Source organism: Massilia sp. YIM B02763 (assembly GCF_030412015.1).
In the GTDB taxonomy this organism is placed as follows: Bacteria; Pseudomonadota; Gammaproteobacteria; order Burkholderiales; family Burkholderiaceae_D; genus Telluria.
Map to the genome: position 1 here is coordinate 136,243 of NZ_JASNRD010000016.1, position 11,227 is coordinate 147,469.

General features: G+C 68.6%; 10 protein-coding genes. 4 read left to right on the forward strand and 6 right to left on the reverse strand.

What is annotated here, in order from left to right; all coding sequences use genetic code 11:
• Window positions 1–2: 2 nt before the first annotated feature.
• Together QPK32_RS19310 and QPK32_RS19315 are read right to left on the reverse strand one after the other, a co-directional pair.
• Window positions 3–1,217, reverse strand: a complete 1,215-nt coding sequence (locus tag QPK32_RS19310) for an efflux RND transporter periplasmic adaptor subunit (RefSeq protein ID WP_290414418.1) — start codon at window positions 1,215–1,217, stop codon at window positions 3–5.
• 337 nt (window positions 1,218–1,554) lie between these two features.
• Entirely contained in the window at window positions 1,555–2,526 is a 972-nt protein-coding gene (locus QPK32_RS19315) for an endonuclease/exonuclease/phosphatase family protein (RefSeq protein ID WP_290414419.1), read from the reverse strand.
• Between the two features lie 37 nt (window positions 2,527–2,563).
• On the opposite strand from QPK32_RS19315, the gene ybaK reads away from it, so the two are divergent.
• The 3 genes from ybaK to QPK32_RS19330 all read left to right on the forward strand — a co-directional run bounded on the left by ybaK (window position 2,564) and on the right by QPK32_RS19330 (window position 4,660).
• Window positions 2,564–3,055 carry a Cys-tRNA(Pro) deacylase gene (gene ybaK / locus QPK32_RS19320; RefSeq protein WP_290414420.1) on the forward strand — a complete coding sequence of 164 codons (492 nt, stop codon included), beginning with the start codon at window positions 2,564–2,566 and terminating at the stop codon, window positions 3,053–3,055.
• 86 nt (window positions 3,056–3,141) lie between these two features.
• Entirely contained in the window at window positions 3,142–3,765 is a 624-nt protein-coding gene (plsY, locus tag QPK32_RS19325; RefSeq protein WP_290414421.1) for a glycerol-3-phosphate 1-O-acyltransferase PlsY, read from the forward strand.
• 226 nt (window positions 3,766–3,991) lie between these two features.
• Complete coding sequence (locus tag QPK32_RS19330; RefSeq protein ID WP_308632607.1) at window positions 3,992–4,660, forward strand: DsbA family oxidoreductase; 669 nt, start codon at window positions 3,992–3,994, stop codon at window positions 4,658–4,660.
• Between the two features lie 39 nt (window positions 4,661–4,699).
• On the opposite strand, the gene QPK32_RS19335 is transcribed toward QPK32_RS19330, so the two are convergent.
• The 4 genes from QPK32_RS19335 to tsaD all read right to left on the reverse strand — a co-directional run bounded on the left by QPK32_RS19335 (window position 4,700) and on the right by tsaD (window position 9,762).
• Window positions 4,700–5,545, reverse strand: a complete 846-nt coding sequence (locus QPK32_RS19335; protein WP_290414423.1) for an endonuclease/exonuclease/phosphatase family protein — start codon at window positions 5,543–5,545, stop codon at window positions 4,700–4,702.
• Between the two features lie 150 nt (window positions 5,546–5,695).
• Window positions 5,696–6,424 (reverse strand): sel1 repeat family protein, encoded by a 729-nt coding sequence (locus tag QPK32_RS19340; protein WP_290414424.1) that lies wholly within the window; start codon window positions 6,422–6,424, stop codon window positions 5,696–5,698.
• Window positions 6,421–8,517, reverse strand: a complete 2,097-nt coding sequence (locus QPK32_RS19345; protein ID WP_290414425.1) for a bifunctional 2',3'-cyclic-nucleotide 2'-phosphodiesterase/3'-nucleotidase — start codon at window positions 8,515–8,517, stop codon at window positions 6,421–6,423. The genes QPK32_RS19340 and QPK32_RS19345 overlap by 4 nt, the downstream gene beginning before the upstream one ends.
• Before the next feature lie 207 nt (window positions 8,518–8,724).
• A complete protein-coding gene (tsaD, locus tag QPK32_RS19350) occupies window positions 8,725–9,762 on the reverse strand; it encodes a tRNA (adenosine(37)-N6)-threonylcarbamoyltransferase complex transferase subunit TsaD (RefSeq protein ID WP_290414426.1) in 1,038 nt (345 codons plus the stop codon).
• A gap of 128 nt (window positions 9,763–9,890) precedes the next feature.
• On the opposite strand from tsaD, the gene QPK32_RS19355 reads away from it, so the two are divergent.
• Window positions 9,891–11,210 (forward strand): tetratricopeptide repeat protein, encoded by a 1,320-nt coding sequence (locus QPK32_RS19355; RefSeq protein ID WP_290414427.1) that lies wholly within the window; start codon window positions 9,891–9,893, stop codon window positions 11,208–11,210.
• Window positions 11,211–11,227: the final 17 nt, after the last annotated feature.

Genomic DNA, 11,227 nt, shown 5'->3' on the forward strand with positions numbered 1-11,227 from the left:
GATCAGCCCTTCTTTTGCGCCGGCGCTTCGTTGGCTGCGGTGGCCGCGGCGGCCATCTTGACCAGGCTGCCCGGCTTGACGCCGTCCAGCGGCAGCGCCAGCACGGCGGCGCCGGCATCGATGCCGTCGAGCGCCTCGACCAGGCCTTCGTCGGCGTTCCTCAGGCCCAGCGTGACGGGCTGCGCCACGACCTTGCCGTTGTCGACGCGGTAGACGACGTCGCGGCCCCCGTCCTGGCGCACGGCGCCGAGCGGCAGCAAAGGCCGCGCTTCGGTTTTCTGGGTGACCACGCTGCCCTTGGCGAACATGCCGGCGCGCAGCAGGCCGTCCCCGTTGTCGACGCCGATGTACACGAGCATGGCGCGCGAACCCGGCTCCGTGGCGGGGTTGATGCGCACGACCTTGCCGGCGAATGCGCGCTCGCCGAAGCCGTCGACGCGGAACGTCACTTCCTGGCCGACCTTGACGCGCGGGATATCCGAGGCGGGTACCTGGGCGTCCAGCGTCAGGTGCTTCAGGTCGACGATGGAAAACACGGGGCTGTCGGGCGACAGCTTTTCGCCGGCCTGCGCATGGCGCTTGCTGACCGTGCCCGCCAGCGGGGCGCGGATCACGGTATCGGCCAGGGCGATGCGGGCCAGCTGCAGCTGGGCGCGCGCCGCGTCCACGGCCGCCTGGGCCAGGTCGACGGCGTTGGCGCTGGTGTCGTAGGCATGCTGGGCGATGTAGTTCTGCTTGAGCAGGGCCGCACTATTGGCCTGGTTCTTCTTCGCCAGCGCCAGGCGCGCGTCGGCATCGGCCAGCTGCGCTTGCTGCTGGGCGACGCGGGCACGGGCCTCGGCGTCGTCCAGGCGCGCGATCACGTCGCCCGCGTTCACCTGCATGCCTTCCTGCACGGTGGTGGCCAGCACCACGCCCGAGACCTTCGATTTCACCGTGGCCTGGGCCAGCGGCGTCAGGGACCCGGACAGCGGCAGCGTGAGGGCCAGCGGACGCGCGGCGACCAGCGCGACGTCGCGCGGGGCCAGTTCGAACACGGGATCCTTCGGCGTGCTGGCCGCCGCCGGCGCGGCCGGCGGCGCGTCGTGGCGCAGGTAGGCATAGCCGCCCGCGCCCGCGAGGGCCAGCGCGAGCAGGGCCAGGGCGACTTTCCGGGCGGGGCGGCGTGTGGCGGTCGGGATGGCATCGGGCGAGACGGGCAGGGACTCGATCTTCATGGCGTTGTTCTTCGTAAATCGGGTTGTGCTGCGGGTGGTACTGCGGGTGATGCGCTGAGGGAAGCGCGCGTGCTCCGTTCTGCAGGGCAGAGTGGAGCTCCAGGCGCATGACGGCATGATAAGAAACGTCAAGACAGGCGGCCACCGGAATGCGACGGGCGGTGCAAACGGCGCGATGAACTGCAAAAAGGCCGGGGCGGATGATGATCAGCCACCACGTCGTCCCTGCGAAGGCAGCGACCCAATGTCACTCGCGTAGTCGCTCGCATACAATTGGGCCCCTGCCTTCGCAGGGCGACGGGCATACGATATCGGTCGCAAATGACGGGCGAATGACTCAGCCGTCGCCCGCCGGCGTCCCCGCTTGCTCGAACAGCCGCAGCCTGGCCAGCACCTGCCCGTGGTCCGAGGCCTCCGGCAAGCCCAGTTCCAGATGGTCGTTCAGGTACACCACTTCCGCCACCTCGCCCAGCGCCCCCGGCACCTCGGGATTGAATTCCCCGGACACCATGATGTGGTCGATGGTCGTGTGGTGGCCGTCGTGGACGTTGGAGAAGCCCACGTGGCGCAGGCGGTCCTGGCGGCGCTGCAGCTGGACGGCGTCGTACAGGCGGTCGCCGCTGGGCGCGCCGATGCCCAGCACGATGCCGGTGGTGACGGCGTCGGCGACGTCGTTGAAGTCCCCCAGCACGATGCGCGGGCGGCGGTTGGCGCGTCCCAGCTCCGTGATCAGCACGCGCAGGGCCGCGGCCTCGGTGCCGCGCCGGATCAGGGAGCGCAGCGAGGCCAGCGCGAACAGCTGCGGGTCGTCGCCCGTGTCGGCCGCGCGGTAGTCCGGACGGCGGGACTTCAGGTGCACCACCAGCACGTCGGCGACGAGGCCGGGCGCCAGCTGGATCGCCGCGTGCAGGGGCGCGCGCGTGAAGCGTTCGGGGTCGCGGTTTCCGGGCGGCATGGCGATCCCGGACGGGAAATAGGGAAGAGGACGGGGCGCGTCGGCCAGCGGCAGGCGCGAGACGAGGGCCACGCTGGGCGTGAGCTTGTCGGCGCCGGGATCGGGATCGAAGCCGACGTGCGCCGCCTCGCGGAAGCGCCGCGTGCGCGACAGCGCCTCGGCCAGCGCGGCCTGGGAAAACACTTCCTGGAAGCCGATCACGTCGGCGGCCAGCATGTCGACCTGGTGCGCGATCCAGGCGATCTTCGCTTCGTATTCCTCGGGCGTGCTGGGGTCCAGGTTGTCGTAGACCTTGACCCCGGGCGGGGCCAGGTTGCACACGTTGAAGGTGGCAAAGCGAATCTCTTGCTGCATAATAAGCAACTCCTCCGTTTGCATTCAGCGTACCACGATGGCCAAGAAAGAGCATATCTCCGAAACCCCGGCGACACAGTTCCTGCGCAAGCACGGCGTCGCATTTTCGGAGCACCCCTACGACTACGAGGAACACGGCGGCACCGCGGTCTCCTCGCGCGCGCTGGGCGTGGACGAGCACGCCGTCGTCAAGACCCTCGTGATGCAGGACGAGGCGGCCCGCCCGCTCATCGTGCTGATGCACGGCGACCGCAAGGTATCGACCAAGAACCTGGCCCGCGCCATTCCCTGCAAGTCGGTCGAACCATGCAAGCCGGACGTCGCGCAGCGCCATTCCGGCTACCTGGTCGGCGGCACCTCGCCCTTCGGCATCCGCAAGGCCATGCCCATCTATGTCGAGGAAAGCATCCTGGCGCTGGACAAGATCTATATCAACGGCGGCCGCCGCGGCTTTCTCGTCGGCATCGCCCCGAAGGTGCTGGCCGACGTGCTGCAGGCGCGGCCCGTGCACTGCGCCATCGTTGACTGAAAAACAACCGGCAACTATCGCCGGATCGGGGGCTGGTGTATATTCCTCGCGCGCCATTGCGCGTATGGAATATTAGAAAGAGGCCCATGTACACCATCATCTTCACGATCGCAGCCTACCTGATCGGCTCGATTTCCTTCGCCGTCGTCGCGAGCCGCGCCTTCGGCCTGTCCGACCCGCGCACTTACGGCTCGAAGAACCCGGGTGCGACCAACGTGCTGCGCTCGGGCAGCAAGAAGGCGGCGATCGCGACTCTGGTCGGCGATTGCGCCAAGGGCTGGCTGGCGGTCTGGCTGGCCGTGCACTACGACCAGCGCTTCGACCTGGGCGACGGCGGCATCGCGCTGGTGGCGATCGCCGTGTTCCTGGGCCACCTGTGGCCGGTCTTCTTCCGCTTTGTCGGCGGCAAGGGCGTGGCCACGGCGCTGGGCGTGCTGCTGGGCCTGAACCCCTGGCTGGGCCTGGCCACGCTGGCCACCTGGCTGATCGTCGCCTACGCCTTCCGCTACTCCTCGCTGGCCGCGCTGGTCGCCGCCGTGTTCGCGCCGTTCTACTACGGCCTCCTGTTCGGCGTGGACGCGATCCTGTTCGCCGTCGTCGCCATGAGCCTGCTCCTGCTGTACCGCCACGCCGGCAACATCGGCAACCTCATCGCCGGCAAGGAATCGCGCATCGGCAGCAAGGCCAAGGACACCGCCAAGAAGAACTAGTCTTTGCGTCGCCCCAAGCCGGGGTCAGAGCCGGGGTCAGAGCCGGGGTCAGAGCCCGGTTTTGGGCAATGTCCGCGCGTCACGCACCATCGGACAAGCCGATTTGCCGAATTTGCCTGGCGCGCTGCCGGCTTCTGCGCGATGTGTCACCATATGCCCGTCTGCCGCAACATCTGGTAGTGGCATCAATCAAAGAACAGGAAGGCGGTGAATCGTGAACAAGCAGATGAGAATCGATTTCGTGTCGGACGTGTCGTGCCCGTGGTGCGCGATCGGCCTCAAGTCGCTCGACAAGGCGCTGGAGAAGGTGCGTGACGAGATCACGGTCGATATGCATTTCCAGCCCTTCGAGCTCAATCCCACCATGGCCCCGGAAGGCCAGGACATCTTCGAGCACATCGCCGAGAAATACGGTTCCACGCCTGCCCAGCAGGAGCAGTCGCGCGAGATGATCCGCCAGCGCGGCGAGGCGGTCGGCTTCACCTTCGACATGGCCAAGCGCGGCCGCATCTACAACACCTTCGACGCGCACCGCCTGCTGCACTGGGCCGAAGGACAGGGCCACCAGCGCGCCCTCAAGGAAAAGCTGTTCGAAGCCTATTTCACCAAGGGCGAAAGCCCCGCATCGCACGAGGTGCTGCTGCGCGTCGCCGGAGAGGTGGGACTGGACGTCGAGGCGGCGCGCCAGGTGCTGGAATCGACCGCCTATGCGGACGAGGTGCGCCAGCTCGAATACTACTGGCAGCGCGCCGGCATCCGTTCGGTGCCGGCCATCGTCATCAACCAGCGCCACCTGATCTCCGGCGGCCAGCCGCCCGAGGTGTTCGAGCAGGCGCTGCGCCAGATCGCCCAGCAGGAGGAAGTGCTGGAGCAGGACGAGGAACCGGCGGCGTAGTCGTCGGCATGGCCCCCTGTCCACTCAGGGGGCGGTGGCTCAGGCCAGGTCGAGCACGATCGGCTGGTGGTCCGAGGCCGACGTCTCCGACTGCACGCTCATGTCCGTGACGCGCGGCGCCAGGTCGTCCGTGACGAAGAAATAATCGTAGCAGTCCGGCTTGTCCGGCCACTTGAAGCCGTGCAGGCCGGCCGTCGGCGCGCGCGCCATGTCGCCGTGGCGCAGGCGCCAGGCGTCCAGCAGTTGCGAGGCGCCTCCTTCCGGCGGGGCCAGCAAGGCCCGGTAGTCCTCGGAGTCCGGGGCAAAATTGAAGTCGCCGCAGTAGATCGCGCTGCCCGGGCGGAAGCCCAGCTGGAACGGCGGATCGAGGGCCGGCTCCGGCTGGTAGACGGCGGCGCGGGCGCAGGCTTCCCCGTGCAGTTCGCGGATGCGGCGCACCTGGGCGCGCCGCTGTAGCGGCGAATAGTATTCGAGGTGCGTGGTCAGCACGCGGATCTTGCCGCCCGGCGCTTCCAGCACCGTTTCGATCATCCCGCGCGGCATGCCGGCCGGGCTCTCGGGATCGACGGGCCAGGGCAGCATGTGGCGCTGGGCCTGGGTGATGCGGTACTTGGACAGCAGGATATTGCCGAACTGGCGGGGCAGGTTGTTGCGGTAAATTTCGCTCGGGGCCTGGTCGATCATGTGATAGCCGCCGAAGGCGCCGGCAAGCTGCTTGAACTGGCTGGCGCTGGCACTGCCTTCGAGTTCAGGATGATTCGCAGCCACTTCCTGCAGGCAGATGACGTCGGGATTCAGCTTGCGCAGGACATCGATGATCGCGTGGATCCGGATGCGCCCGTCCCTGCCACAGCCCCAGTGAATATTCCAGCTAACCACGCGCATGTATCACCTCCGTAAAACTAAAACCGTCAGAGTTTGCCATCTATTCGGCAACAACGGTCACACGGTAGGATCGATGTCAAGCTAACAAGTTCAACAGGATCGGGCCCGTCCGCCGCGCGCGGGTGCGGCAAACGGGACCCGCGGGCGCGATCAGAAGCGCCGCGCGTTGCTGCGGCGGTGCTCTTCGGCCTCCTTCAACAGTTGCTGGGCCTCGTGCGGATCGCGCGCCGTCCAGGCATCGCCGGCCTGCATGACCAGCGCCAGCTGCTGCAGCGCGGCCGGGTATTCGCGGTCGGCGGCGCGCTCGAGCAAGGCGCGTGCGCGGGCCCCGTCGACCGCCACGCCGTCGCCGGCGGCATAGGCATTCGACAACAAAAACATCGCATGGGCGTTGCCTGCCGTGGCAGCCACGTCCAGCCAGTGGGCGGCGGCGGCCTTGTCCTGCCGCACCCCGTTGCCGTTCTTGAGCTGCAGCGCGAGGGCCAGCGCGGCGCCCGCATGGCCCCGCTCGGCCGCCTGGCGGTACCAGGCGGCGGCCTGGCCGGGCATGCGCTCGCGCGCGAGTTCGCCCAGCTCCCAGGCCGCTTGCGCGTCGCCCTGGCGCGCGGCCCGTTCGAACAGGCCGCGCGCGCTTTCCTGCTGGCCGCGCTTGCGGTACAGCAGGGCCAGTTCGCGCTCGGCGACGGGCAGGCCCTCCCTGGCCCAGCCGGACAGGCGCCGCTCGGCCCCTTCGTCGCCGCGCTGCAGCGCCGCCATCGAGACGGTCTCGATCTCGGCCGGGGAGGGCGCGCGACCGCAGCCTGCCAGCAGCGCGGCCAGCAACGCTGCCAGCAGCGCGGCCAGCAGCGGCGCCCTTATCGAGGCATGGCGCGGCGTCACTTGGACAGGTCGACCGCGTACTTGGCGAAGCCGCTGGCGTCCAGGCCGCCCTCGGCCGTGACGACGGCGATGCCGTTGGCCTTGGCCAGGGTCAGGTGGCCCGGCGCCGAGCGCAGCACGACGGGACCGGCGGTCGCGGTCTTGACGAAGCTCCAGCTGCGCGCGCTGCCGTTGGCGGCCAGCGAGACCTTGCCGCTCGTGGCGCCGATCTTCTGCAGGTAGTTGCTGACCACGGCCTGGTTCGCGTCCGGCGACTTGATGATGGTCTTGCTGCCGTCGATGCCCGGGAAGTTGCCGCCGCCGCCCGCGCGGTAGTCGTTGGTGGCGACGATGAAGTCGTCCGTGGCCGCCACCGGCTTGCCCTGGTAGCTGAGGTTGACGATGCGGCTGCCGACCGGCTTGGTCACGTCGATCTGGTACTGCAGCGCGTTGTCCTCGGCGTAGAACACGTCGTAGTTGTAGATGGTGCCGTAGGACGGGACCAGGTCCTGCTCGGCGGTCCTGGCCGGGTCGATCTGGGCGTACTGGCCGGCGGCCGTCTCCAGCCAGGCCTTCAGGTCGGACCCCTTGATCTTCACGGCCTGCAGGTTGTTGTTGCTGTACAGGTAGATGTCGCCCGGGTTGCGCACCTGCAGGCCGACCGGATTGGCGCCGCTGGCGCCCGGCGCCACGTCGGTAAAGTCCGAAGGACCGTTGCGGCCGGCCTTGAACGGCGCGCTGCACGAGATCACGGGGATGTTCCTGTAGCTCGCCAGCGTCGCGTCGGTGCTGGTCGCGATCATGGTCTTCACGTAGTCGAGCTGCGCCTGGTTGACGAGCTGGATCGCCGTCACGTCGCCCACCAGCGAGAAGTAGGAGGACATCTCGAAGTCCGTCGACACGCCCAGCGGCTGCTTGGCGTAGGCGATGGTGGCCTGGTGCTCGGCCTGCACGGCGGCGGCGATGGCCGGGTCGGCGGCCACGCTGGTGGCGCCGTCCTTGTACTTGTAGCCGCGCGATTCGACCGTGGTCTTGTCCTTCTGGACCACCCATTGGCCGTTGGTGTAGGCGAGGGTCATCTTGACGATGCCCAGGCGCCGTCCCCAGCTCTGCGCCATCACGGTCGGCACGCCGTTGACGAAGCCGTTGATGCCGTCGACCTTGGCCGAGGCGGGCAGGCTCGCGAACGACGGATCCAGCGCGGCCGCTCCAGTCTCTTTCCCCTTCGGGAAGATCAGGTGCGAGTGGCCGATCAACAGGGCGTCGATGCCCGTGGTGCTCAGGTGGTAGCTCTGGTTTTCCATCTTCGGGCTGTAGGCGCTGGTGTCCAGGCCGCCGTGCGACAGCGCCACCACCAGATCCGCGCCCTTGCCGCGCATCTCCGGCACGTACTGCCTGGCCGCTTCGACGGCGCCGCCGACGGCGACCTTGCCGGCCAGGTTCTTCTGGTCCCAGTCCAGGATCTGCGGCGGTACGAAGCTCATCACGCCGATGTCGATCTTGACGGTCATGGGCTTGCCGTCCGGGCGCGTGGCCGTGAAGTCGCGCGCGAGGATCTTGTACGGCTCGTACAGCGTCTTGCCGGTGGCGACGGCGGTGACGTTGGCCAGCACCAGCGGGAACGCCGGCGCGCCGCAGTTGCCGGCCGGTTTCGATACGCCGGGGATGCCGAAGTCCGTGTTCGTGACCTGGCTCAGGAACGGCAGGCCGTAGTTGAATTCGTGGTTGCCCAGGCCGCCCGCGTCGTACTTCATGGCGTTCATCGCCTTGTGCACGGCCAGCGTGTCCGCGCACTTGACGGGATTCGTCACGGCCTGCAGGTCGCCCAGCAGCGTGCCCTGGATGACGTCGCCGTCGTCGAGCAGCAGGTTGTTCGGGTTTTCGGCACGTGCCCCCTGCACCAGCGTGGAGGCGCGGTCCAGGCCCAGCGTCGCGTCGTCGGCCAGCGAATAATAGTTGTAGCCCAGGACGTTCGAGTGGATGTCCGTGGTTTCCAGCAGGGCGAGGGTGACGGTGGTGCCTTCGGGGATGGCGCCTGCCGGGGTGGAGGGTTCGCCACAGCCGGCCAGGCCGGCGGCGGCCAGGGCCGCGAGCAGTACGTGGTTGCGTTTCAAGATGGTCCCGTGATCGGTAAGGAAAACGGGGCGCACTTTATCTTGTTGCCGTGACAACGATGTGACAGGCGGACGATAGGCACATGCCGCCTGGACGCGTGGACGGCGAGCCGTCCACCCTACCGATCATACCGACGCCAGGGTAGGGTGGACGGGTTGCCCGTCCACGCGTTCAACCTGCGTAGGAACGGCCATTCAGGAGAGCCGTTACGCCGGCTCGATCTCGTCCAGCGGCCAGCGCGGCCGCACGTTGAAGCCGTAGTCGCGCTGCGCCAGGCCAGGATTGCGCTCCAGGCGCAGCGCGCCGGCGAAGGCGATCATCGCGCCGTTGTCGGTGCAGAATTCCAGCTCCGGATAATAGACCTTGAATTTCTTCTTCGCGGCCGCCGCGTTCAGCGATGCGCGCAGCTGCTTGTTGGCGCCCACGCCGCCCGCGATCACGAGGCGTTTCAGGCCCGTGTGCTTCAGCGCGGACACGCATTTCGCCGTCAGCACGTCGACGATGGCGTCGACGAAGCCGCGCGCGATGTTCGCCTTGTCCTGCTCGCAGATATTGGCGATGCCCGCCTCGTGGTTCTTCGCCACGGTCAGCACGGCCGTCTTCAGGCCCGAGAAGCTGAAATTGAAGTCCTTCGAGTGCAGCATCGGGCGGGGGAGCTTATAGGCTTCCGGATCGCCGAATTCCGCCAGGCGCGAGATCGCCGGGCCGCCAGGATAGCCGAGGCCCAGCAGCTTGGCCGACTTGTCGAAGGCTTCGCCGGCAGCGTCGTCGAGCGTCTCGCCCAGCAGCGTGTAGCGGCCCACGCCGTCCACGCGCATCAGCTGCGTGTGGCCGCCCGAGACGAGCAGGGCGATGAAGGGAAATTCCGGGCGCTCGCTGGCCAGCAGTGGCGACAGCAGGTGGCCTTCCAGGTGGTGCACCCCCAGCACCGGCTTGTCCAGCGCCAGCGCCAGGCTGTTGGCGACCGAGGAACCCACCAGCAGCGCGCCGGCCAGGCCCGGGCCCTGGGTGTAGGCGATGGCGTCGATGCGCTCCATCGGCAGGTCGGCCTTGGCCAGCACCTGTTCCAGCAGCGGCAGCGCGCGGCGGATGTGGTCGCGCGAGGCCAGCTCCGGCACCACGCCGCCGTACTCCTCGTGCATCGCGACCTGCGAGTGCAGCGCGTGGGAGAGCAGGCCCTGCTCCGTGTCGTACAGAGCCAGGCCGGTTTCATCGCAGGAGGATTCGACGCCGAGGACAATCATGGGATGCTGGAAGAATGTGAAGAAGACAATGGAAAGGCGTGCGCACATCGTGAGCGGACCGCGCGCAATCCAGCATTGTAATGCAGGCCGTCCAGCGTTGCAGCCCGTTCGGCTAGAATCGCCTGGCCATGCCATCCACCGAATTCCTGTTCCTGCGGGCCCGCTCCCTGATCGACGCCCGCGACATGGACGGCGCCGCCACGCTGCTGCGCGCCGCCCTCGACATCGACCCCGGCTTCGCCGCGGCCTGGGGCAACCTCGGCTACGCGCTCGACGCCGCCGGCCGCAAGGCCGATGCCGAGGACGCCTACCGCCGCGCCATCGCGCTCGACCCGCACGAGCCGCAGAATGTCCTGAACCTGGGCGCGCTGCTGACCGGGCTGCGGCGCCTGGACGACGCGCTGGCCCTGTATGCGGCCGCCATTGACGCGGGCCTGGACACGCCCGCCCTGCACGCGAACCTGGGCATGACGCTCGCCTGCGCGGGCCGCGAACGCGAGGCGGAGGAGCATCACCGCCTTGCGCTGGCGCGCGACCCCGGCCACCGCAAGGCCGCCTTCAACCTCGCCTACCTGCTGCTGCGCCAGGGCCGCTGGGAGGAAGGCTGGCGGCGCCTGGACGCGCGCGCATGGATCGACACGCTGCAGCGGCACCTGGCCATGCCGCGCTGGCAGGGGGAGCCGCTGGCGGGAAGGCGCATCGTGGTCGGCGTCGAAGGCGGCCATGGCGACATGATCCAGTTCGGCCGATATTGCGCGCTGCTGAAGGAAGCCGGTGCCGCGCGGGTGGGCATGTTGTGCCAGCCGGGCCTCGTCGCGCTGTTCGCCGGCTTGAGCGGTGCGGACGAGGCCATTGCGCTGGACCGGCCTCTTGCTGACGGCGACTGGGACTGCTGGGTCGCGCCATTGAGCTTGCCGCTGCTGTTCGGCACCCGCGTCGACGACGTGCCGGCGGCGCTGCCCTACATCGTTCCGGACGCCGCCCGCGCGGCGCGCCTGGCGCCGTTGCTGCCGGCCGCGCCGGGCGCGCTGAAAGTCGGCCTGGCGTGGAAAGGCAATCCGCGCCACGAGAACGACGTGGCGCGCTCGCTGCCTTCCTTGTCCGTGCTGGCGCCGCTCGCCGCCGTCGGGAATGTGCGCTGGTTCAGCCTGCAGAAGGGCGCCGGGGAAGGAGAGGCCGTGGAGGGTTTCGCCCCGGTGGACCTGGCCCCGGCGATCCACGATTTCGCCGATACGGCCGCGCTGGTGGCGGGCCTGGACCTGGTGATCGCCGTCGACACGGCGGTCGCGCACCTGGCGGGGGCGCTGGGCAGGCCGTGCTGGGTGCTGCTGGCGGACTACCTGCCGGACTGGCGCTGGCTGGAGGGGAGGGAGGATACGCCGTGGTATCCGGGGATGCGCTTGTTCCGGCAACGGCCAGGGGCGGGTGAACTGACCCAGGTTTGTTAGACGGTTTAGTGTGAGGT